Annotated in this window: 25 protein-coding genes and 2 tRNA genes; 15 read left to right on the forward strand and 12 right to left on the reverse strand. The window is 52.8% G+C overall.

Annotated features, from left to right (window positions below; translation table 11 throughout):
• Window positions 1-33: 33 nt before the first annotated feature.
• The 4 genes from V9K92_RS09120 to V9K92_RS09135 all read right to left on the reverse strand — a co-directional run bounded on the left by V9K92_RS09120 (window position 34) and on the right by V9K92_RS09135 (window position 2,913).
• Window positions 34-630 carry a glutathione S-transferase gene (locus V9K92_RS09120; RefSeq protein WP_307284076.1) on the reverse strand — a complete coding sequence of 199 codons (597 nt, stop codon included), beginning with the start codon at window positions 628-630 and terminating at the stop codon, window positions 34-36.
• A 157-nt stretch (window positions 631-787) separates the two neighbouring features.
• Window positions 788-1,534, reverse strand: a complete 747-nt coding sequence (locus V9K92_RS09125; RefSeq protein WP_337353819.1) for a ribonuclease T2 family protein — start codon at window positions 1,532-1,534, stop codon at window positions 788-790.
• A gap of 13 nt (window positions 1,535-1,547) precedes the next feature.
• The gene (locus V9K92_RS09130) at window positions 1,548-1,994 is read right to left on the reverse strand and encodes a hypothetical protein (protein ID WP_307286481.1); all 447 of its coding nucleotides are present in this window, start codon (window positions 1,992-1,994) and stop codon (window positions 1,548-1,550) included.
• Between the two features lie 58 nt (window positions 1,995-2,052).
• The gene (locus tag V9K92_RS09135) at window positions 2,053-2,913 is read right to left on the reverse strand and encodes a 23S rRNA (adenine(2030)-N(6))-methyltransferase RlmJ (RefSeq protein ID WP_337353820.1); all 861 of its coding nucleotides are present in this window, start codon (window positions 2,911-2,913) and stop codon (window positions 2,053-2,055) included.
• A 143-nt stretch (window positions 2,914-3,056) separates the two neighbouring features.
• On the opposite strand from V9K92_RS09135, the gene V9K92_RS09140 reads away from it, so the two are divergent.
• Together V9K92_RS09140 and V9K92_RS09145 are read left to right on the forward strand one after the other, a co-directional pair.
• Window positions 3,057-3,899 carry an EamA family transporter gene (locus tag V9K92_RS09140; RefSeq protein WP_337353821.1) on the forward strand — a complete coding sequence of 281 codons (843 nt, stop codon included), beginning with the start codon at window positions 3,057-3,059 and terminating at the stop codon, window positions 3,897-3,899.
• A gap of 93 nt (window positions 3,900-3,992) precedes the next feature.
• Window positions 3,993-6,101 (forward strand): molybdopterin oxidoreductase family protein, encoded by a 2,109-nt coding sequence (locus V9K92_RS09145; RefSeq protein WP_337353822.1) that lies wholly within the window; start codon window positions 3,993-3,995, stop codon window positions 6,099-6,101.
• A 25-nt stretch (window positions 6,102-6,126) separates the two neighbouring features.
• Here the strand turns inward: V9K92_RS09145 and purN are convergent, their stop codons facing one another.
• Window positions 6,127-6,738 (reverse strand): phosphoribosylglycinamide formyltransferase, encoded by a 612-nt coding sequence (gene purN, locus V9K92_RS09150; RefSeq protein WP_337353823.1) that lies wholly within the window; start codon window positions 6,736-6,738, stop codon window positions 6,127-6,129.
• A gap of 11 nt (window positions 6,739-6,749) precedes the next feature.
• On the reverse strand, window positions 6,750-7,826 hold the full coding sequence (gene purM, locus V9K92_RS09155) for a phosphoribosylformylglycinamidine cyclo-ligase (RefSeq protein WP_336441903.1): 1,077 nt from the start codon (window positions 7,824-7,826) through the stop codon (window positions 6,750-6,752).
• 152 nt (window positions 7,827-7,978) lie between these two features.
• On the opposite strand from purM, the gene V9K92_RS09160 reads away from it, so the two are divergent.
• The 5 genes from V9K92_RS09160 to V9K92_RS09180 all read left to right on the forward strand — a co-directional run bounded on the left by V9K92_RS09160 (window position 7,979) and on the right by V9K92_RS09180 (window position 10,583).
• Entirely contained in the window at window positions 7,979-9,184 is a 1,206-nt protein-coding gene (locus V9K92_RS09160) for an AI-2E family transporter (protein ID WP_440806483.1), read from the forward strand.
• A 34-nt stretch (window positions 9,185-9,218) separates the two neighbouring features.
• Window positions 9,219-9,911 (forward strand): DnaA regulatory inactivator HdaA, encoded by a 693-nt coding sequence (gene hdaA, locus V9K92_RS09165; RefSeq protein ID WP_337353824.1) that lies wholly within the window; start codon window positions 9,219-9,221, stop codon window positions 9,909-9,911.
• Between the two features lie 124 nt (window positions 9,912-10,035).
• Window positions 10,036-10,112 (forward strand) — tRNA-Pro (locus tag V9K92_RS09170).
• 75 nt (window positions 10,113-10,187) lie between these two features.
• Window positions 10,188-10,493: an NADH dehydrogenase ubiquinone Fe-S protein 4 gene (locus tag V9K92_RS09175; RefSeq protein WP_115051761.1), complete on the forward strand. Its 306-nt coding sequence runs from the start codon at window positions 10,188-10,190 to the stop codon at window positions 10,491-10,493.
• A gap of 13 nt (window positions 10,494-10,506) precedes the next feature.
• Window positions 10,507-10,583 (forward strand) — tRNA-Arg (locus V9K92_RS09180).
• A gap of 29 nt (window positions 10,584-10,612) precedes the next feature.
• Here V9K92_RS09180 and V9K92_RS09185 read toward each other — a convergent pair.
• On the reverse strand, window positions 10,613-10,855 hold the full coding sequence (locus V9K92_RS09185) for a hypothetical protein (RefSeq protein WP_115051760.1): 243 nt from the start codon (window positions 10,853-10,855) through the stop codon (window positions 10,613-10,615).
• Window positions 10,856-11,168: 313 nt separating this feature from the next.
• A complete protein-coding gene (locus tag V9K92_RS09190) occupies window positions 11,169-11,801 on the reverse strand; it encodes a LysE family translocator (protein ID WP_337353949.1) in 633 nt (210 codons plus the stop codon).
• Between V9K92_RS09190 and V9K92_RS09195 the strand changes: the two genes are divergently transcribed.
• Entirely contained in the window at window positions 11,795-12,061 is a 267-nt protein-coding gene (locus tag V9K92_RS09195) for a hypothetical protein (RefSeq protein WP_337353825.1), read from the forward strand. The two genes, V9K92_RS09190 and V9K92_RS09195, sit on opposite strands and share 7 nt — an antisense overlap.
• 19 nt (window positions 12,062-12,080) lie before the next feature.
• Window positions 12,081-13,067 (forward strand): MlaD family protein, encoded by a 987-nt coding sequence (locus V9K92_RS09200; protein WP_115051758.1) that lies wholly within the window; start codon window positions 12,081-12,083, stop codon window positions 13,065-13,067.
• Window positions 13,068-13,075: 8 nt separating this feature from the next.
• Here V9K92_RS09200 and V9K92_RS09205 read toward each other — a convergent pair whose 3' ends face one another.
• Both V9K92_RS09205 and V9K92_RS09210 read right to left on the reverse strand, forming a co-directional pair.
• Window positions 13,076-13,228 (reverse strand): hypothetical protein, encoded by a 153-nt coding sequence (locus V9K92_RS09205; RefSeq protein WP_162802410.1) that lies wholly within the window; start codon window positions 13,226-13,228, stop codon window positions 13,076-13,078.
• A 504-nt stretch (window positions 13,229-13,732) separates the two neighbouring features.
• Window positions 13,733-14,065, reverse strand: a complete 333-nt coding sequence (locus V9K92_RS09210; protein ID WP_162802409.1) for a hypothetical protein — start codon at window positions 14,063-14,065, stop codon at window positions 13,733-13,735.
• Window positions 14,066-14,564: 499 nt separating this feature from the next.
• Here V9K92_RS09210 and V9K92_RS09215 point away from each other — a divergent pair, with 499 nt between their 5' ends.
• Window positions 14,565-14,903 carry a hypothetical protein gene (locus V9K92_RS09215; RefSeq protein WP_115051756.1) on the forward strand — a complete coding sequence of 113 codons (339 nt, stop codon included), beginning with the start codon at window positions 14,565-14,567 and terminating at the stop codon, window positions 14,901-14,903.
• An 83-nt stretch (window positions 14,904-14,986) separates the two neighbouring features.
• Here the strand turns inward: V9K92_RS09215 and copM are convergent, their stop codons facing one another.
• Together copM and V9K92_RS09225 are read right to left on the reverse strand one after the other, a co-directional pair.
• Window positions 14,987-15,373, reverse strand: a complete 387-nt coding sequence (copM, locus tag V9K92_RS09220; RefSeq protein ID WP_337353826.1) for a CopM family metallochaperone — start codon at window positions 15,371-15,373, stop codon at window positions 14,987-14,989.
• A 77-nt stretch (window positions 15,374-15,450) separates the two neighbouring features.
• Entirely contained in the window at window positions 15,451-16,620 is a 1,170-nt protein-coding gene (locus tag V9K92_RS09225) for a cystathionine beta-lyase (protein WP_337353827.1), read from the reverse strand.
• Between the two features lie 95 nt (window positions 16,621-16,715).
• On the opposite strand from V9K92_RS09225, the gene V9K92_RS09230 reads away from it, so the two are divergent.
• The 5 genes from V9K92_RS09230 (at window position 16,716) to V9K92_RS09250 (ending at window position 22,178) form a co-directional block, all read left to right on the forward strand.
• The gene (locus V9K92_RS09230; protein WP_307284116.1) at window positions 16,716-17,480 is read left to right on the forward strand and encodes a phosphatase PAP2 family protein; all 765 of its coding nucleotides are present in this window, start codon (window positions 16,716-16,718) and stop codon (window positions 17,478-17,480) included.
• A gap of 393 nt (window positions 17,481-17,873) precedes the next feature.
• Complete coding sequence (locus tag V9K92_RS09235) at window positions 17,874-18,902, forward strand: amino acid ABC transporter substrate-binding protein (RefSeq protein ID WP_115051751.1); 1,029 nt, start codon at window positions 17,874-17,876, stop codon at window positions 18,900-18,902.
• A 106-nt stretch (window positions 18,903-19,008) separates the two neighbouring features.
• Window positions 19,009-20,202, forward strand: a complete 1,194-nt coding sequence (locus tag V9K92_RS09240; RefSeq protein WP_307284121.1) for an amino acid ABC transporter permease — start codon at window positions 19,009-19,011, stop codon at window positions 20,200-20,202.
• A 2-nt stretch (window positions 20,203-20,204) separates the two neighbouring features.
• Window positions 20,205-21,362 carry an amino acid ABC transporter permease gene (locus tag V9K92_RS09245; protein ID WP_115051749.1) on the forward strand — a complete coding sequence of 386 codons (1,158 nt, stop codon included), beginning with the start codon at window positions 20,205-20,207 and terminating at the stop codon, window positions 21,360-21,362.
• 12 nt (window positions 21,363-21,374) lie between these two features.
• Window positions 21,375-22,178 carry an amino acid ABC transporter ATP-binding protein gene (locus tag V9K92_RS09250; RefSeq protein ID WP_115051748.1) on the forward strand — a complete coding sequence of 268 codons (804 nt, stop codon included), beginning with the start codon at window positions 21,375-21,377 and terminating at the stop codon, window positions 22,176-22,178.
• Window positions 22,179-22,182: the final 4 nt, after the last annotated feature.

Below are 22,182 nucleotides of genomic sequence, written 5' to 3' on the forward strand. Positions count from 1 at the left end.
TCCGGCTTTTTTCGTTTCAGGCCTTCCGCAAAATTACTTCGGCAACAATGCCGCCAGTTCGGGATGCAATTCCTCGAATCGCTTTTGCCAGCGTGTCAGTTTAGAGCGCCCCTTTTCCCATTTTCCTTCGAACCGCAAGCTTGCATAGGCGAGGGCTGCCGCCAACGCGATATGGCCGCCATGCAGTTTCTTGCCAAGACGGGGAGGTGCCGCGTTCAAAACATCAAGCACACGCACTGCCTTGACCCATTGGCGATCCAGCCACGGCTCGTAGATTTTTTCTTCTGGGCGGAAACGGCGCTCATAAACATGCGCCAGCAAAACATCACAAAGTCCATCGGCGATAGACTCAAGCTGCTCTGCCTCAAGGCGTTTTTCCGCGTTGCGCGGAAAGAGCTTGTTGCCAGAAAGGCGATTGAGATATTGCGTAATGACGCGGCTATCGAAAATCGCCTTGCCATCGTCGAGGATCAGGGTTGGAATTTTACCAAGCGGATTGGCATTGACCAATTCCGGCGGCTGCGCATTGCTGTCAACGAGAACGGCTTCAAGCGGAATATCCGCATAATGCGCCGCCATACGCACCTTGGTACTATAGGGCGATGCGGGTGAATAAAGAACTTTAGTCACGATGAACTCCGATTTTGCGACTCGATGTGAAACGGTAAACTTCGTGTGGGATTATGAAAAGCGCGCATTGATAAAGTGAGTTGCAAGACGGCAAGCGTGTTTTCTTTTCAAAACATACCTTGTCGAAGGGCGAACCATGCAAGAACATTAGTGCAAGCTAAAACGCTCCCGGCATATCAACAGCGCGTCTACGGCACGAGGACCTATCGACCTGCGGGCAGGAACGGAAATTCAGATCCCTTGTCAGGCAGATGCGCACCTCCCGCAAATAATCACGATCGCAGGTCACTGCTATGCCATCTTTCTGCATACCCGGATTGGCGGCTGTGAAAGCCTGTTCAAGCACTAGCGGGTTAATCGGACTGCGCTGGCTTGGTTGGCGATATGCGGAGGGAATGGAAACCCGCTGCATTGCCTGACGCATCGTTGCAAAATAATCGCGTTGCGTCAGACCGCTGCAAGAGCCGTGCTTGCGCCACTGATAAGTGACGAGGCCTGTCGAAGGCATTATATCGGAGAGCTGCTTGGCTTGGGCAAAAGGTACATTGCGAGGTTGCGAGGTATCGCAATCCTGCGGAAACCCCTGTTCATATTGCGGCCAAAGTCCGTGAACCACAAAACCATAAGGTCTGCCGGAGGCGCATTGCTGCCCATTAGCGCGGTCGCCTTCTGCCGCGCAATAGCTTGGAGACCAGGAGAGCGCGAGAACATAAAAATCAAATCCGCTTCCCGTCGCCAATTTCTCGCCCGAAGGCTGTTCGGGCGGCTGGCTGGCTGGCACATTCTCCCTATCCTGCGTTGTAGGGCGAGGTGCCGGAACCTCCTGTTCTCGCAAATAGGTCAGAATACTGATGCCGATCAGCGCCGCAAACAGAAGATAGCGGGCAATCTTTCCAGCTGGCATCAGCTGAATTCAATCAGCGCAGTGTGCGGCAGCTTCCGCTATAAACATGCCAGCGATCAAAACCGGCAAGACAGAATTCGACATTGTCTCCAACACCGACAAACCCTTGACCGTGCTCCACGAGATACCAGACAGGCTGCTGGCTTCCGTCGGAAAGATGAGCCGTAGCGCGGCAATAATGCCGTTCAACCGCATCCATTTCAGGATCAGCACTGGGTTCGTGGCGTGTCTGCTGCACATCGGTAAAATTGTCGATACCAACCTGCGGCAGGTTTGGAACATGCCTTACCTGATAAGAAAATTTGTTGACGATGCGGTTAAGCACGCGGGCCTGTCCGCAGGTCTCGTCATAGCTTTGAGCCGGGCCTTCGACGTAATCTGCGGCCATGGCAGGGGCGGCAGATGACAGGGCAACACCAACGGCGAAGCTTGCAGCAATCAATGACGAGAAGCGTGACATGGATATATTCTCCGGGACATATTTTATGTGTGCAATTTCAACCAGGGATAGCGTCAGGTCAAGCGTCAACTTGCTCACCCCTTATCCAATCGACCCTGAACCCTGCATTCGGTTCATCACTGAGGATTTTTGACAACGCCGGAAGGATGGTTTGCAACTCGGCTTCCAGTGTAAAGGGCGGATTGACGATGATCATCCCCGTTCCATCGAGTCGCGGTTCTGCTGACTGCACTCGAATCATCAGCTCGGTTCGCAATATCTTGGGAATACCAGTATCCGCCAGCATGTCCGTAAAGCGTCGCAGCTGCTGGATATCTTTTACAGGATACCACAATGCAAATGTGCCGCCCGAAAAGCGCTTATGCGCCCGCGCCAGACCCTCAACCAGGCGGTCGAATTCGCCGCCAACCTCGAAGGGAGGGTCGATCAGCACCAATCCTCGCTTTTCCTTGGGCGGAAGATGGGCTCCAAGCGCCAGCCAGCCATCAAGCTCGGTGACACGGGTTTGAAAATCGCCTTCAAAAACCTCTGCCAGCAGTTTTGCATCCTGAGGGTGCAGCTCCAGTGCTGAAAGCCTGTCCTGTTTGCGCAGCAAATGCCGTACAATAAGCGGACTGCCGGGATAATGACGCATCTGGCCATCGACATTCTCGGCGCGGATAATATCAAGATAGGGCGCCAGTAATTCGGCTACCTGTGGATTGAGCTTGGCTCCCATAAGCCGCCCGACACCGTTTACCCATTCGCCGGTCTTGCCAGCTTCCGTGCCCTTCAAATCATATCGGCCAATGCCCGCATGGGTGTCCATCACACGAAACGCCTGTTCCTTGCGTTGCAGATAAAGGACAATCCGCGTCAGGATGATGTGTTTGACCACATCGGCGAAATTGCCGGCATGATAGGCGTGACGATAGTTCATGCGCCGCTTGTTTCATGATGTTCGCACTCTCGCAAGATGGTTGATGTTAAAGATCAGATTATCCAACTTGCTGCTGTATGCATTTCTGTCATAGAGCAGAAACGTGTGCTCCATCATGCGGCATACGGCAGGTAAATATATAAATGTCCGGAACCGTAGTCCTCGTTGTGCTTTTTGCAGCGCTCATGCATGCAAGCTGGAATGCTGTCGTCAAATCCGAGGGCGACAAATTTCTCAATACAGTCGTGGTTGTCACCTCGGCAGGATTGATAGCAGCTGTCTGCCTGCCGTTTTTGCCTGCCCCCGCACCGGAAAGCTGGCCATTTTTGGCGGCGTCAGGCGTTGCACAGGTTATTTATCTTGCGCTGGTTGCCGCTGCCTATCGCAGCGGTGATATGAGCCAGGCCTATCCTATCATGCGTGGCACCGCTCCCTTGATCGTTGCACTTGCCAGCGGACCTTTGGTTGGGGAAGTTCTTTCCTTGCAAAAATGGATAGGAATAGCCCTGATTTGCGCCGGTGTTCTTGCGCTCGCATTGGAGTCGCGCCGTCGCGTAGGGGCAAATCGCGCCACAACTATTCTCGCCTTGGTCAACGCAGTCGTCATTGCGTCCTATACGTTGATTGATGGCTTGGGCGTACGCCATTCCGGTGCGCCCGCCGCCTATACAATGTGGGTATTCGTGTTGAATGCTGTTCCACTTCTGGTTTGGACGCTTATCATGCGGCGCGGCGAGCTCTGGCCGCATTTTGTCAAACGTACCCGCCTGGCAACAATCGGCGGTGTCGGTACACTCGGTTCTTATGGCCTCGCTCTTTGGGCAATGACCATGGCCCCGGTTGCTGCGGTGGCGGCATTGCGGGAAACCTCGATTCTCTTCGCTGTCGCCATTTCCGCATTCATCCTGAAAGAACGTGTCGGCCCCAAGCGTCTCGCTGCAGTGGCGTTCATCGCTGCGGGTGCCGCCGTAATGCGGATTGCCTGATTTACACCAAATCCGCGCACCGTGATTGCAAGTTTGTCACCAAGACAAAAAGCTGCATTTCTGTCGTTGAATTTTTGCGCTATGCCTAGTGCTATGAACAAACCAGTCCTTCTTCGTACAGGGCATTCCGCATGCCCTCATGATTGCCCGTCAACCTGCGCTCTTGACATCGAGATACTCGATTCAGGCATGATTGGACGTGTGCGCGGTGCAAAGGACAACAGCTATACGGCTGGCGTGATCTGCGCCAAGGTTGCACGTTATGCCGAGCGCATTCATCATCCGGATCGCCTGTTGAAGCCGCTGGTTCGCAGCGGTGCAAAAGGTGAGGGCATCTGGAAAGAGGCAAGTTGGGAAGCAGCGCTTGATCTGATTGCGGAGCGCTTCCTCAAAGCTGAAACCGAATACGGCTCGGAAAGCATCTGGCCCTATATTTATGCTGGAACAATGGGGCTGGTTCAACGCGACAGTGTACACCGGCTTCGCCACGCCAAGAAATACACCAACACATTCGACAGTATTTGCACCAATCTCGCGACGACTGGATTTTATGCCGGAACGGGGAAGCTAGCCGGTGTCGATCCGCGCGAGATGGCGAAATCCGATTGCGTGGTTATATGGGGTACGAACGCTGCGGCAACGCAGGTCAATGTCATGACCCATGCCGTCCGTGCCCGCAAGGATCGCGGTGCGAAGATCGTTGCCATCGATATTTATGAAACTGCAACAGTTCGGCAGGCTGATCTTGGTCTTGTGCTGAAACCCGGCACAGATGGTGCCTTGGCATGCGCGGTCATGCACATTCTGTTCCGCGATGGCATGGCGGATTGGGACTATCTAAACGCTTATACAGATGATCCAAAAGGTCTGGAGCGGCATTTGCAAAGTCGCGGACCTGAATGGGCGGCAGCCATCACAGGGCTTGCAATCGCTGAAATTGAAGAATTCGCCAGACTTGTTGGAACGACCAAGAAGACCTTCTTCCGGCTAGGCTTTGGCTTCACCCGGCAACGCAATGGCTCGGTCAATATGCATGCCGCCTTGTCAATTCCAGCCGTCACTGGCGCGTGGAAATATGAAGGCGGCGGCGCATTTTATTCGAATGGCGGCATTTACAGCATGGACAAGCGGGAGATTGAAGGCCGCGCCTTTGCCGACCCTTCCATCCGCCATATTGATCAAAGCCGTATTGGCGCTGCGCTGACCGGCGATCCGAGCGCGCTTTATGGTGGTCCGCCCGTCATGGCGATGCTTGTCCAAAATACCAATCCGGCCAATGTCGCCCCGGAGCAGCGTCTGGTACGTCAAGGCATGATGCGCGATGATTTTTTCATGGCTGTGCATGAGCAATTCATGACCGACACCGCCAAGCTGGCAGATGTCGTGTTGCCAGCAACGATGTTCATGGAGCATGACGATATTTATCGCGGCGGCGGCCAGCAGCACATTGTGCTTGGCCCAAAGCTGATTGACGGACCCGGTGAAGCGCGCCCAAATCTGTTTGTTATCAATGAATTGGCTAATCGTCTTGGCGTTGGCGATCTCCCCGGCTTTGGCCTCGACGAAAAGACGTTGATCGATAATATGATGCATTCCAGCAATCTGCCGGGCTTTGATATGCTCAAGAAATTGCGCTGGCTCGATGTGCAGCCGGACTTTGAAACGGCGCATTATCAGAATGGCTTCAGCTGGCCCGATGGGAAATTCCGCTTCAAGCCTGACTGGACGGGAACGCTATCGCCAAACAGGCCACCCCAATCCATGGGACCGCAGGGGCCTTACCAAACCCTGCCGCAATGGCCCGATTATTTCCAATCCATTGAGCTGGCCGACGAGAAACATCCGTTCCGTCTGGCGACGTCGCCCGCGCATAATTTTCTCAACTCGACTTTTGCCGAAACGCCGACATCCCTTCAAAAGGAACGCAGGCCTGAATTATTGATCCATCCGGAAGATGCGGAAATGCTCGGCATTCATGAGGGCGACCGTGTGGAAATTGGTAATGATCGCGGTGAGGTTATTCTTCACGCGCGTGTTCAACCTTTGACAAAACGCGGCGTGGTGATTTCAGAAGGAATCTTCGCCAATTCGTCCTTTGAGCGCGGCGAAGGGATCAATGTGCTCACTGGCGCCGATGCACCAGCACCCTATGGCGGCGCGGCGTTTCACGACAACAAAGTTTGGGTGAAGGCGGCGACATAAGGCCCTGCTACAGAGCTTTGGTCTTCTAATCGCTAAAAACCGTCCGCCCATCTTTCATCACGGCCTTGCCTTGTGCAACCAGCGCCAACGCGCGGGTATAGGTCTCGTGCTCTACGGAAAGCACACGCTTAGCAAGCATATCCGGTGTATCGCCGGTTTTCACAGGCACTGCGGTCTGGGCAATGATTGGGCCGTCATCCATACCGGCAGTGACGAAATGCACCGTACAACCATGCACGCGCACGCCTGCTTCAAGCGCCTGCTCATGCGTATGCAGGCCCTTGAAGAGTGGCAGCAAAGAAGGGTGAATGTTGAGCATCTTCCCTTCCCATTGCGCGACAAATTCGGGTGAGATAATCCGCATATAGCCTGCCAGACAGACAATATCCGCTTTGGCTTCGACAAGCGCTGCGCAGACAGCTGCTTCATGCTCGCTCTTGGACGCATAGTCACGGTGAGGAATGGCAATTGCAGGGATGCCTTCTGCCCGGGCTGTTTCCAGGCCGCCAGCATCCGCCTTGTTGGCGATGACCGCAACGATTTCCGCCGGATAGTCGGCACGTTTGGCTGCCTCCACAAGCGCGCTCATATTAGAGCCACGCCCGGAAATCAGCACTGCAACGCGTTTCTTGGTCACAGCGCCCTGGATCACAACGCCAATGCGCCCTGATAAACAACGCCGCTATCAGTGCGTGCAATCATTGTGCCTAGCCGTACTGTCTTTTCGCCTTGTGCGTTCAATGCGGCCAATACAGTATCGGCATGTTCCGGCGAAACCACGACTATCATGCCGATGCCGCAATTGAATGTGCGCAGCATCTCATCGCGTTCCACGCCGCCGGTCTTTGCCAGCCATGAAAATACCGCAGGCACGTTAATCGCAGAAAGATCGATGCTCGCCGTCAGATTCTTCGGCAGCACGCGTGGGATATTATCTGGAAAACCGCCACCGGTAATATGCGCCAGTGCCTTGATCGCATTGGTCTCGCGGATCGCTGCAAGCAGCGCTTTCACGTAGATGCGCGTTGGCGTCAGCAGTGCCTGCCCCAGCGTCTTGCCGGTTTCGAATGGTGCATCTGCATCCCAACCAAGACCGGAAAGCTCAACAATGCGCCGCACCAGGGAAAAGCCGTTGGAGTGAACGCCGGAAGAGGCGAGGCCGAGTATAATATCGCCTTCTTCTATATCGCCGGTCGGCAAAAGCTGGTTGCGCTCGGCCGCGCCAACAGCAAAGCCTGCAAGATCATAGTCGCCATCGCGGTACATGCCCGGCATTTCCGCCGTTTCACCGCCAATCAACGCGCATCCGGCTTGCAGGCAACCTTCGGCAATACCACCGACAATCGCTGCACCCTGATCGGGGTCGAGCTTGCCCGTGGCAAAATAGTCGAGGAAGAAAAGCGGTTCGGCTCCCTGTACGACCAGATCGTTGACGCACATTGCGACGAGATCTATCCCCACAGTGTCATGAACACCCGCATCAATGGCGATCTTGAGCTTCGTGCCCACGCCATCATTGGCTGCAACCAGTACAGGGTCCTTGAAACCCGCGGCCTTTAGATCGAAAAGACCGCCAAAGCCGCCGATTTCGCCATCTGCGCCCGGGCGGCGTGTTGAACGCACCAGCGGCTTGATTTTTTCGACAAGCAAATTGCCTGCATCGATGTCGACACCGGCCTGCGCATAGGTAAGGCCATTCTTGCCGGGCTGTTCTTCGGTGCTCATGGTCAACTCCAGATTATTGCCCGCGAAATGACACGACTCTGACCAAGCTGCAAGGTCTGAGTGCCGCAAGGGGCTATAAAACGCCACTTATTGACAGTTAGAGCCTTGACCGCACCTCTACTGACTGCCTATCTCCAGACTGAACAACGAGAATGGCGGTTATGAGCAAGACTCCGGGCAAGGCTGTAACGACAAAAAAACCTCCCGTTCCCGTGGAGATTCCCGACAAGGATATCCATGTCGAGGTGCAGCTAAATTCACTTACCAGCAGTTTCCGTCGTCAGGCCGTTTTCTGGACTGCTGCGATGGTCGTGTTTGCGCTGTTCCTGTTTGTATTTTCCTCAATCCTGTTGCCGTTCGTTGCTGGCATGGTGTTGGCTTACTTTCTTGATCCCGTCGCTGACAGGTTACAGCGCCTCGGTCTGTCGCGTCTGCTTGCAACCGTTGTTATCCTTGTCCTCTTCATTGTCACGTTCACGGTATTGCTGATCATTCTCGTTCCGGTCCTGGCATCGCAGATGAGCGATTTCATCGCTCGGCTGCCAAGTTATGTCTCGCGGCTCCAGGAGCTGATCGCCAGCCGGGATTCGCAGTGGCTCAAGGATTTCATAGGCGTTGATGCTTCCGTTATTCGCAACAGCCTCGATTCGCTGCTTCAGCAGGGTGCTGGCTTCCTCACTACCTTGCTGCAATCGATCTGGAGTTCGGGCAAGACGCTCATTGATGTTGTTGCACTCTTCGTGGTGACGCCTGTGGTGGCCTTTTATATGCTGCTTGACTGGGATCGCATGGTTTCGAAGATCGACCAGCTGGTGCCCCGCGATCACCTCTATACAGTGCGCGGCATCGCTACTGACATGAACAAGGCTATTGCCGGTTTTGTGCGCGGGCAGGGCACCGTCTGTCTGTTGCTCGGGATGATTTACGCAGTCGGCCTTACTGTTGTTGGTCTTAATTTCGGCCTGCTCATCGGGCTTTTCGCAGGCCTCATCAGCTTCATACCCTATGTTGGATCGCTGGTTGGTCTGGTATTGGCCCTCTGCGTGGCCTTGGTGCAGTTCTGGCCGGAATGGGGTGGTATCGTCGGTGTCGCGATCGCATTTGGTATCGGCCAGTTCATCGAAGGCAATATCCTGCAGCCAAAGCTGGTTGGTCAGTCTGTTGGTTTGCATCCTGTCTGGCTGATGTTTGCGCTTTTTGCCTTCGGCTCGCTCATGGGGTTCACAGGCATGCTGATTGCCGTGCCAACTGCCGCCGCTATTGGTGTGCTGGTGCGGTTTGTCATCAATCGTTATCAGCAATCCCCGCTCTACACAGGCGATTTCCGCAAAACCGACGAGACAAAACAAATCAGGTGACAGTGCGCCGAGCTAGGTTGTATTTGTTCGCGCCATGAATGACACGACAAAGCCCCGCCAACTGCCGCTGGACCTTGGTCACGAGCCTGGCTACTCCCGCGACGATCTCATTGTTTCCGGCACCAACATGGCCGCTGTCGACATTGTGGATCGATGGCCAAACTGGATTTCACCGGTCGTCATACTGGCGGGCCCGACAGGCTCCGGTAAAACCCATCTTGCAGCTGTCTGGAAGGCGGAATCGAACGCAATGGTCATCGATGCGCGCAATATTGCTGCCGCCGCTGGTCAAACAGGGCCTTTTTTGATCGATGATATCGGAACAGGACCAATCGATGAGTCCGCTTTGTTCCATTTGATCAATAATGTCCGACAAAGCGGCAGCAGTCTTTTGATGACCTCGCGCATCTGGCCGGCAAATTGGCCTGTAACCCTGCCGGATCTTGCATCGCGCCTGAAGGCCGCTACCACCGTCGAGATTGGCGAGCCGGATGATCTGCTGCTCTCCGGCGTACTCTATAAGCTTTTCGCAGATCGCCAGATTGCCGTGGACCCGAATGTTATTGGTTTCCTGGTCAGCCACATTGAACGGTCGCTCTCGACCGCGAATCGGGTGGTGGAGCGACTCGACCGTGCCGCCCTTGAGAAAAAATCCAAGATAACCCGCGCTCTGGCGGCGGAGGTCGTTACAGCATTGGACGAAGGGCAGGCGGCTTTCGACCTCTGAGCGCTGCCAAAACCGCTGTCAAACCTGCGACCTTCCGGCACGGTTCAGTTTTTTATTGGATTTGTTGAATTTATAGCTTGCTTCTCGTCTCCGGAAACTCTAGTCAGGCAACCGTTGAAGAACACGGAGCGTAGCGCAGCCTGGTAGCGCATCTGGTTTGGGACCAGAGGGTCGGGAGTTCGAATCTCTCCGCTCCGACCACTTCAACGACGATTGCTGCTGGAACTGAAGCAAAGCCTGTAATATATCGGAATTGCAGACAAAAGGATTTCTTCAATGGCCGCGCGCATTTATCGCCCCGCAAAAACCGCAATGCAGTCCGGCAAGGCCAAAACCGAGGCCTGGATGCTTGAGTTTGAGCCGGAACAACCACGTAAGGTTGAGCCGCTTATGGGTTATACCTCATCGGGCGATATGAAGAGCCAGATCCGCCTTTCCTTTGAAACCAAGGAAGAGGCAATAGCTTACGCCCAAAAGAATGGCATTGCCTATTCGGTGCAGGAACCCAAGGAAACACGCCGTCGCGTTGTATCCTATTCGGAGAACTTCCGATTCGACCGCATGCAGCCTTGGACGCATTGATTTACAACAGATTGGTCCCGTAGCTCAGCTGGATAGAGCACCGGCCTTCTAAGCCGACGGTCACTGGTTCGAATCCAGTCGGGATCGCCACTTCTTCAAAATTCAATATTTATGGATGTTCAGGTTTCTTTGGGCTCGGCAATAAGGCCGTTTTTCTGATCGTGCCGCGATATTATTTCTCGTAAATGATGCGATAGCCGCCGATAATGATCTGCTGTCTGTAAAGATATATCTTCTTTTTGCCCGTCGCGAGACGATCGAAATACTTTTTCTTGGCCGCTTTCCAAACGGATAATCCGCTCCTCGTGTTCCCGGACGGCTTTTCTCAGTCTTTCAACAAACTCGCTATGCATAATTCCCATATAACGGCTCCGAGAAAATCCATTATCCAATATAATCGATTCTGCGCATGACACGGATATTGATGTCATTGCACCGGTCTGCCTGCGAACGCAGATCCCCCGCCCACCTCGATATGACAATTTCCTCCTGGGTACCTTGATGAATATCAAGGCGAGGTGAAAGCTGTTGTCATAATACTTAAAATTGTATGCATTCCATGTCGAGGTTTATTTGACCCCATTTTCACAATGTCCTGCCGCTTGCATTGCTGCGCTATAGAGCGCATTCCCCAGGAATCGCCTTTATGAAGTACCATGAAAACGGCGTTTCGCGTCAGCTTGCGCGTCGATAGAAGGCGAGAGACCCGGCAAGGGCCAACAATGCGCCGCCACAAATCCGGTCCAGCCACAATGCGCCTGATTGCTTCAACAGCTTGACCGCGCGTGACCCAAGCAGTGCATAGCCAAACATGACAATGGCGTCGATCATTGCAAAGGTCAGTGCCAGCGCCAGATATTGTGGAAATTGGGGCTGATCAAGCACAACGAATTGAGGCAGGAACGCCGAAAAGAACAGGTAACCCTTGGGATTGGTAATAGCGACAAAGAAGCTCTTGAGGAGCACCGAGCGGGAAGAGGGGCCTCCGCCAGCCTCCCTATGCGAATTCGTAACCTCGAGCGTTCCTCTGGACCGCAAAAGCATGATCCCGAGGAAGCTCAGGTATCCCACGCCTATCCATTTGACCACGGAAAACCAGAATTCGGATGCAGCCAAAAGCGCGCCCAAGCCAAGGGCCACTGCCCCGATGAGCACGAAGTCTGAAAGAACTGCTCCCACCATGCCCACGCTTGCCGTTCGAAGGCCGTAGCGCGAACCATTGGTCAGTGCCAGTAATACTGTCGGCCCCGGCGTGGCTATGCCTATGAACGCCACCAATGCGAAAGCCAAAATCGTCAAACTTGTCATCATCTATCCCCCATACGTCAGAACATGGTGACCTCATTCTTGCCCGCCATCAACATAAAATTAAGCCAGCCACAACGCTTCCTGTTCGCAAAACCACCAGCGCCGCCATGTCGGAACTTATCGGTATCGGGAGAATTGAAGTCTTCAACAGGGTGCGCAAGCTCTCCGGCAGAACGATACTATTTGAGCAAGAACGCGCTCCGGTGTCCTTCGCCATTGATTTGCCGCGGCTTAAAGCGGTAATGCTGACCGATGAATGACGGAGTTGCCAGATAATACATGGAAACCAAAGCCAATTACTTTATCGTGGCGGTCTTTACGGTCGTGGTGGCGCTTCTGGCGGCAGGATTCTTTTACTGGATCGGCCGTTATGGCGAGCGGCGCGATACGAGCACGCTTGAAATCAGAGTTCCAGGCTCTGTGACTGGTCTTACCGTCAAAAGCCCGGTTTTCTTCAATGGCCTGAAAGTTGGTGGGGTAAGCAGGCTTTTTATTGATCAGGAAAATCCTGATGCGGTTATCGTTCAGACTGAAATTGCTTCCACGACGCCGATCACCCGCTCGACAGTGGCAACCTTGGCTTTCGAAATACTTGCTGGCGCTGCACGTATCGAGCTAACCGGAGGCAAGTCCTATGAGCCAAAGCTGCTTGAAGAAGCTGCCAAGGAGGACACGGTTGCACGCGTCGATGTCGATCCAAGTTCGTTGAAAACGCTTGTCCAGACCGCGCAGGACTGGATCGAGCGTGTGGACAAGGCAACTGACGTTACCGAGCGCTACATAGAACAGGCGCGGGGCCCATTGCTTGAAAGCGTTCGCAGCGCCAAGGCTTTTTCCGAAGATTTGGCCAGCAGCACTGAAACCATTGATGAATACGGCCGCAAAGCGCAAAAGCTGGAAACAACAATGCATGATGCGCGCGATGTAATTTCGCGCGTCAACAAGGCGTCCACGAAGGTCGATGAGACTTTGCTAAAGGTTGATAAACAGCTTTCCAATGACAAGGACAGCATGGTTAGCGAAATACGCGGCAAACTTGAGGATTATCAGAAACAGGCAAAGGAACTGGATGCGCGCCTGCAAGCGATTGCAGGCAATCTTGACACTCTGACCGGTGAAAAGCTCCGCAACGCCCAGAAAGTGATTTCTGAAAGCCGTCGTGCCGTTGAACGTATTGAGAGGGGCGTTACAAACTTCCAGGACGATCCGCAAAAGTTGCTTTTTGGCGAGGACGATACCGTTCCGGAATATACACCAAAGCGCTGACCGAAAGGTTAGGGCTGATTAAAAGAATTCCAGTATCCGCCATATTGGTGGCCCAGATATAATACGATGGGGATGATAATAAGAAAAAGAATGAGATAGCCCCAAACCGGCGTCAGGTAGGGCGCATAATCGTCTTTTTCTTTGTCACCCTCGTCCATCATGGCTTCAGCTGCCTATCCGTAGGTATTACAGCTAACAAATACGTCGAAATAGAAAGATGCGCCGCGCAAACCAAGCCGCACAGCGCACGCTTCTATAATATATCACAATGCTCCTTGAAGCGTATGCGCCACAAGCACCTATAATTATTTAGAATGCTGCTTGAAACGCCGGTGAGTGAAACCACCTTTGGCGCGTTTCAATATATCCGACAGCTTATTGCTGCTAGCCGGCTTGGTAGGCATTTCCGAGCGAACCTTCTGCAATATTTGTGGGGTCGCGCAGCTTGCATTATGGGGCGTATGAAGGGTCACTTCTCCCATGTTTGTCACTCCCTGAAGAAGAGTAAATATTAGCCGGTTTAAGCCGGTACTCTCCACCCGAACAAGCAGAATACGCCCAATTAATTATTGGCACAATAAATTTTGACATAAGGGATCGATCAGCGCCTGCCGATACATTCAACATGCTGTGATAGCGGTATAGGCAGACACGGCTGGGAAGCTTTAGGCTGGCGCTCCGCACTTTCTGCGATCAATCGAACGGCTCATCGACTCAATCTGACCTTGCAGCGCTCCGGCCTTTTTCTGATTTTCGGTACGATAATCCGGCAGGACGGGACCAAGGCCGACAATCACGTCCGGGTCCTGATAGCCTTGGCCATTGGTAAGGCGGCTGACTTCCGCCATGGCCTGGCTGCGCTGTGCAATCAGGGCCGGGCATTGAACCGTGTCATAGCGCAGCGACGAAATTTTCTCGTTATCAAGCTGTCCCTGGATATTCCCGCAACCTGCAAGCAGGGCGGTGAACATGATTACTGGAAAGAGCCTCGTTCTCATATGCCAATATCCTCGATGGTGGGCAGCGGGACATGAATGGGGCAATGAGTTTGTTTTGGCAAGGCGAAACGCGGGTAATCTGCATCAAATTACCAGTTATGGTTGCGTATGTGCCGGAAACACCATCTCGCTTGGTGCATAAATCGATCCCGCAGCGGAAAGCCACTGGTTGATCCTTCGCTGGGTCAGATCGCTTACCCGTCAACTCAAGAGTATAAAGCCCCCGCATTTCTTTAAACATCGTCACACTCAGTCTAAACGATTGAATTATTTGGCGGGTCGAGAAGGAAAACTCAATAATATTAGGCTTTTGGCAAAATTAAATAAGAGTGCAGATTAATAATGAACAGTAAGCCCAGTGCTATTGTTTGATTTAATTAAAAAACTCGATTGAATAAGTATGGATTAACAGTTTTGGCTTGCGGTCCATGGCATGTCGCACGTATGATTCTGTTTCCGGGAGCCCCCGGCAGTGCAACACAAAAGTGAGGAGACAGGAATGCCTGGTTTGCTGCACCCACTTCATGAAGGCCATGCGCCTATCATCTTGCATAACGCCTTTCAGGACGCGATTGACGCCTTGGAAGACTGGGAACTCGGCAGGGACGAACCCGTAATAGACGTCAATGAGAGACAGGTTGCTATCAGCACTGTGTTCCGGCGTTTGGGAACCTGTACGGACATACTCCCAGCGCGCACACTGGCTGTCGTGGAGGATCTTTTGCCTTTGCGTTCAGCCGAATTCAAAGCCGGTACATCGACTTATGCCGATGCCGCCTACAGCCTTTGGGAACTCTGCCTGCAGAAGCGCGCTGCAAGCAATGAAATACGCCAATAGGCTAACCGACAGTTTGCGTAAAAACACCCGCCGGTCAATCCAGACCAGCGGGTGTTTTCTTATGTCGCTGAAAGGATCAGCTATTAGCCGCCATTTTTCTCCAGCCAGGCTTTCATGTCTTTGATTTCGCCTTCCTGAGCGGCAATGATCGTTTCCGCCAGTTTGCGGATTTCGGCGTCCTTGCCATATTCGAGTTCAACCTTTGCCATGTCGATCGCACCTTGGTGGTGGGCAATCATTCCGAGAACGAAATCCTTATCGGCATTGCCTGTGAACTCGATGGCCATATCCTTGTGCATTTTCGTATTGGCTTCCACGAACGCTTTTGAGGAGGGGGACTGATCACCCTTCTGCGCCTTCATGGTATCCTGTTTCATGGCCTCGTGCCCGCTATGCTCCTGCGCCAAAGCAGGCGAGGCAAAAGCGACGAGGCAGATGAGGGCAGCATTTCGGATGAGTTTCAAAGTCATGATTCAGTCTTTCATCTAAATGATAGTGGCGCTGTTTGATAACAGCCGTTGCTCATCACATTGAAATCAACTTCGGGTTATGCGGCGCGCGCGGCCGCTAATCCTTTGGCAATATCGGCAACCAAATCTTCCTTGTCTTCCAATCCGATCTGCAACCGGATAACGGTCCCTGCATAGTTCTTGCCGGTGATCTGCCTGTCGTTGAGCCGGACATGAACAGCCAGACTTGCAAAACCGCCCCATGAATAGCCCAGGCCGAATATCTCAAGCGCATCCAGAAAAGCGTGCGCCTGGGCCTTGCCGCCCTCAATGACAATCGAAAAAACGCCGCCGCCGCCCGTAAAGTCGCGCTTGTAAATTTCGTGTCCCGCATGACTTGGCAGGGCCGGATGCAGAACTTCCAGAACGCCATCCTGCTTTTCCAGCCATTCGGCAATTGCCAGCGCATTTTCTGCGTGCCGTTCCATACGCAGACCCATGGTCCGCAAGCCGCGCAGAACCTGATAGGCATCATCACCACTGACGCATAGACCCAGCGCCGTATAGGTCTGCTCCAATGTTTTGAAGTGTTTTTCATTGGCGGAGACTGTGCCCATTAAAATATCCGCATGGCCGGAGGGATATTTGGTCACGGCGTGAATCGAAATATCAACGCCATAGTCCAAGGCCTTGAAATGAATCGGTGTTGCCCAAGTATTGTCCATCATAACCACGGCCCCGGCTGCGTGTGCCTTTTCGGCAATTGCCGGAATATCCTGCATCTCGAACGTGTTTGAGCCGGGCGATTCGGTGAAGACCACTTTGGTGTTTGGCTTAATCAGCTTTTCAATGCCGGCACCGATGAGCGGATCGTAATATTCGACTTCAACACCCAGTCTTTTCAACGTTGTGTTGCAAAAATAATGTGTATTGCCGTAGCAACTATCGACCATCAGCAGATGATCACCCGGCGAAAGGAAGGCCAAAAGTGGCAGCGTTACCGCCAATAGGCCGGATGGAACGAGCAGCGTGCCAGCCGATCCCTCAAGCTCGTCGATAGCGCGGCAAAGCGCGTCTGTGGTCGGTGTTCCGTGGGTGGCATATGTGTAGGGTTGATTCCCCGTTGCCATGGTCTGCGCGTCCGGAAACAGCACGGTTGAAGCATGCACGACCGGCGGGTTGACGAAACCATGATAGTCGGTGGGATCATAGCCGCCATGTGCAAGTCTCGTATTTATCCCAAGTTTTGAACGAGATTGCTTATCCATGACAGGTCCTCCAAATTATCGGCTTAATTTTAGGCTTGTAGGGTTACGTCGATAATCGCACTGCATGACGGTTGCAACAGGAGAAGGATTTTTGATTGGCTGATACATCGTCCATCGCGCAACGATTGAATCGTTCTCTTGCCCGCTATTTGCATGTCGTCACCGCGCGTCCACATCCGGATGGAGCGGCGGCTTGGACGAGATCGATGTCCATGGCGGTCGCGTTGATCGTCTTTCTTGTACTGTCACTGCATCCTTATGACGAGTATTTGTCGCGCATGTTCACATCGCCGGACAGTGATCTACGCAATCTGCGCTTGATTACAGATATCGGACTGTCAAAATGGTATGTAATTCCGGCCTTCATTATCATTGTCTGCCTGATCGCGATTGATTGGCAGCATTTGCCAGTCCCTCGGCGAAAGCGGCTGCATCTCGTTTACACGCAGGCAACCTATGCCTTTTGGGCAATCTCTCTGGCCGGAACATGTACCGCTATCGCCAAATTCTTTATCGGTAGAGCCCGCCCACCCTTCATTGATACGCTTGGCACGGGTCACTTTTCTCCCTTTGCAGGTGGTGATGATCTTGCCAGCTTTCCTTCCGGCCATTCAACCACCATGGGGGCTGTCGGGGCGATACTGGCTTTATGGTTTCCCCGCTGGCGGGTTCCGATCATCCTTGCCACTATGTTCATCGCTTTTACCCGAATCGTTGCACGGGCGCATTATCCGACTGATACCGTGGCGGGCTATAGTATTGGCTTCCTCGTCGCGATAACACTGGCAAGATTTCTTGCTCGCCGCCACGTCATTTTTCGTTGTGAACGGGGCCGGTTTTTCCCGGTTATAGGCTCGTGAATACTTTGCGGCAGTAGTGATTCCATACAACATCATGGAAATACATCGTGGCATGAGTGCTTTGCGGTCCAATGAGAGCTTGCAATATGCAGTGCTGATCTACTGAGTCCGAATTTCCGGCTTTGGCCGCGAATTTGAAAATTTTGCGCCCGTTTTCATCGAAAAAAGAAAAACTGAGTAGAAAATCAGCGGTTTTTCGCTTCGCGTGCAGCAATTTTGACGTTCTTGCTTCAAAATTGAGCAAATATTCTCCCTTGACCAAACCCTCAGAATGCCCTTCGATAGATAGGTGAATGGGAGAGGCATTGGGGCCCTTTTCGGGGCTGGGGTAAATAAACCGATGTAAACTTACCTCTCTGGGAACGACTACAACAACCAAAGGGCAAATTAATTATGAAAAATCTTGTTTTGAAGGGCGTACTGGCGGCTTCGGCGTTGGTCCTTCTTGCCAACGTCGCTTCAGCAACTGTGCTTGAAGATGTAAAGAAGAAGGGCTTCTTGCAGTGCGGCGTTAACACAGGTCTTCCTGGCTTTGCAGCGCCGAATGACAAGGGCGAATGGTCTGGTTTTGACGTTGACTATTGTAAGGCTGTTGCTGCTGCTGTGTTTGGCGATGCAAGCAAGGTTAAATATACGCCCTTGTCTGCAAAGGATCGTCTTCCTGCTCTGCAGTCCGGCGAAATCGACGTGTTGATTCGCAACACCACATGGACACTCAGCCGCGATACACAGGGTTTTGATTTCCCGGGCGTCAATTATTATGACGGCCAGGGCTTCATGATCAATGCGAAGAAGCTTTCGGGAATCAACTCCGCGCTTCAGCTATCGGGCGCATCGGTATGCGTTCAGGCCGGCACAACGACCGAGCTTAACCTTGCTGATTACTTCCGTACCAACAAGATGGAATACAATCCTGTTGTGTTCGAAAAGGTTGAAGAGGTTAACGCGGCTTACGATTCGGGTCGTTGCGATGCCTATACGACCGACCAGTCCGGTCTTTATGCCTATCGTTTGGCGCTGACTGCTCCAGATGACCATGTTGTTCTGCCGGAAATCATTTCCAAGGAGCCACTTGGACCGGTTGTCCGTCAGGGCGATCCACAATGGGCCGATATCATTCGCTGGACTCATTACGCCCTGTTGACTGCTGAAGAATTCGGCATCACCCAGGCCAATGTCGAAGAGTTGAAGAATGGCGAAAACCCTGAAGTCAAGCGTATCCTTGGTCAGGAAGCCAATACCAAGCTCGGTACAGACCTCGGTTTGACCAATGATTGGGTTATCAACATCGTCAAGGCAGTTGGCAATTACGGCGAGATTTTCGAAAAGAATCTCGGATCCGGTAGCCCGCTCAAGATTGCTCGCGGCATCAATGCTCAGTGGACCAAGGGTGGCTTGCAATACGCGATGCCAATTCGCTAATCGCATATAGCTAATGATGAAATCGGAGAGGGGGCGCTGGCCTCCTCTCAATTTACTATAATAATAAAAATAATAAGAACAAGAACTTAGCAGAAATGAGGGGCCAATGGCATCGCAGGATATTTCGCCTGGCACAGATAGCGGCAAAGTTTCGCTTTTAAACGACCCAAAATTCCGTGGTTATCTTTTTCAGGCTTTAGCACTGCTTATCATCGTTGTGCTGGGGTACTGGATCGTTAACAACACCATCGCCAATCTTCAGCGCGCGCGGCTCGCTACGGGTTTCGGCTTTCTCGATGGCCGCGCTGGTTTTGATATCAGCAGCAGTCCGTATGTCTCCTATTCCAGTGATTCCACTTTTGCCAAGGCGCTTCTGGTCGGTATTCTGAATACGCTGACTGTGGCGATTGCGGGTATTATCACTGCAACCATTATCGGCTTCATTATCGGTATTGGCCGGCTTTCGCATAACTGGCTTATCCGCAAGATTTGTACGGTTTATGTGGAGCTTTTCCGCAATGTTCCGCCGCTTCTGGTTATTTTCTTCTGGTATTCTGGTGTGCTTGCTGTGTTACCCCAGGCACGCCAAAGTATAGCTCTGCCTTTTGGGACATATCTGAACAATCGCGGATTTTATGTTCCGTCATTGATTATGGGTGAGGGTGCCTGGCTGGCGGGTGTCGCTTTCCTGATAGCTGTCGTGGCGACTTTGCTGGTTCGACGCTGGGCCCATAAGCGTCAGATGGCAACAGGTCAGCCGTTTCCGGTTGGTCTGACAGCGATTGCCCTCATTGTCGGTCTGCCGTTGTTGGCGCTGGCCGTCAAAGGCTTTCCCATGACGTTGGACTATCCAATCCTTGGCGCCTTCAATTTGAAAGGTGGCTCGCAGGTCGGACCTGAGTTTATCTCGCTCTATCTGGCTCTGTCGTTCTATACGGCGGCCTTTATCGCCGAGATCGTCCGGGCCGGCATTCGTGGTGTTGGCAAGGGACAGAGTGAAGCTGCCCATGCTCTAGGCTTACGTGCAGGCACGACAACACGGCTTGTTGTTGTGCCACAGGCAATGCGCATCATCACGCCGCCGCTGGCCAGCCAATATCTGAATCTGACCAAGAACTCCTCACTCGCGATTGCAGCCGGTTATCCGGATCTCTTTGCCGTCGGGGGAACGATCCTGAACCAGACGGGCCGCTCGCTTGAAGTGGTCGTTATTTTCATGATCGTTTACTTGAGCCTCAGTATTCTGACGTCGCTGTTCATGAATTGGTACAACGCCAAAATGGCACTGGTGGAGCGCTGATCATGACAGACACCAATATTAGTTTCGTTCGTCAGGAAATGCTGCAGGGTCAAACTCCGCCCTTGGGTGAACGCGGCATTGTGCGATGGGTGCGGGTTAATTTGCTTGCAACGCCGGTCGATGCTGTTCTGACCGTCTTGGCACTTCTCGTTCTGGCATGGTTTTTACCGCCACTGATCAACTGGCTATTTATTCAAGCTGCGTGGGTCGGGCCGAACAGGTCGGTATGTGCGACCGTGGCACAAGGCGGTTTGCAGCCAGATGGCTGGTCCGGCGCATGCTGGGCCTTCGTGAACGCCAAATTCGGCCAGTTCATGTATGGTCCTTACCCCATTGACCAACGTTGGCGAGTCAATCTTGTGGGCATCATGTTCGTTGCCCTCCTGATTCCACTTCTGATTCCAAAAGCGCCCTACAAGGTACTGAATGCGATCGTCTTCTTTTTCGTATTCCCGATCGTCGCATTCTTCCTGCTGGTCGGTGGCTGGTTCGGCCTTCCCTATGTCGAAACCTCCGTTTGGGGTGGTCTGCTGGTTACGCTGGTTATTTCCTTCGTTGGTATTTCCGTCTCGCTGCCGCTTGGCATAGCACTGGCACTTGGACGGCGCTCGAAAATGCCGGTCATCAAGATGCTGTGCGTCATTTTTATCGAAATGGTGCGTGGTATTCCGCTGGTGACGGTCCTGTTCATGGCCAGCTATATGCTGCCATTGTTCCTGCCGCCGGGCGTTTCGTTCGATAAGTTCCTGCGGGCGCTGATCGGTGTTGCGCTGTTCGCTTCGGCCTATATGGCGGAGGTGGTGCGTGGTGGTCTGCAAGCCATCCCGAAAGGGCAGTATGAAGGTGCGGATTCGCTTGGACTCGGTTACTGGCAGAAAACTGGCCTCATCATTCTGCCACAGGCGTTGAAACTGGTAATCCCAGGTATCGTCAACACCTTTATCGGTCTGTTCAAGGATACATCGCTTGTTTCGATCATCAGCATGTTCGATTTGCTCGGGACGGTGCGTCAGCACTTCAACGATACAAATTGGTCATCGCCGCAAACCCCCATGTCCGGTCTGGTTTTTGCCGGTTTCGTCTTCTGGATTTTCTGCTTCGGCATGTCGCGCTATTCCATCTTCATGGAAAATCGTCTCGACACTGGCCACAAACGTTAGGAGCATACGTATATGACAACTGAAAACATTATCGACCCGGAAGAAATCCACGTCGACCATTCGCTCCTGCAAGTCTCCACGACAGACGTTGCCGTTGAGATCATCAATATGAACAAATGGTACGGGGATTTTCATGTTCTGAAGGACATCAATCTCAAGGTGATGCGCGGCGAGCGCATCGTCATTGCTGGTCCGTCCGGTTCAGGTAAGTCGACCATGATCCGCTGCATCAACCGTTTGGAAGAGCACCAGAGCGGCAAGATTCTCGTTGACGGTATCGAACTTACCAACGATCTGAAAAAGATCGACGAAGTTCGGCGCGAAGTCGGCATGGTGTTCCAGCATTTCAATCTATTCCCACATTTGACTATCCTGGAAAACTGCACGCTGGCCCCAATCTGGGTACGCAAGATGCCGAAGAAGAAGGCGGACGAAATTGCGATGCACTTTCTTGAGCGCGTCAAAATCCCCGAACAGGCCAATAAATATCCGGGTCAGCTTTCCGGTGGTCAGCAGCAACGCGTAGCCATTGCCCGTTCGCTCTGCATGAATCCACGCATCATGCTGTTTGATGAGCCGACGTCGGCCCTTGATCCGGAAATGATCAAGGAAGTGCTCGACACAATGGTGCAGCTTGCTGAAGAAGGCATGACCATGGTTTGCGTAACCCACGAAATGGGCTTTGCGCGCCAGGTTGCAAATCGCGTTATCTTCATGGATCAGGGCCAGATCGTTGAACAGAACGCCCCTGCCGAGTTCTTTGATAATCCGCAGCACGAACGCACGAAGCTATTCCTCAGCCAGATTCTTCATTGAGATA

It is taken from the genome of Phyllobacterium sp. CCNWLW109 (genome assembly GCF_037203905.1).
Taxonomy (GTDB): Bacteria; Pseudomonadota; Alphaproteobacteria; order Rhizobiales; family Rhizobiaceae; genus Phyllobacterium; species Phyllobacterium ifriqiyense.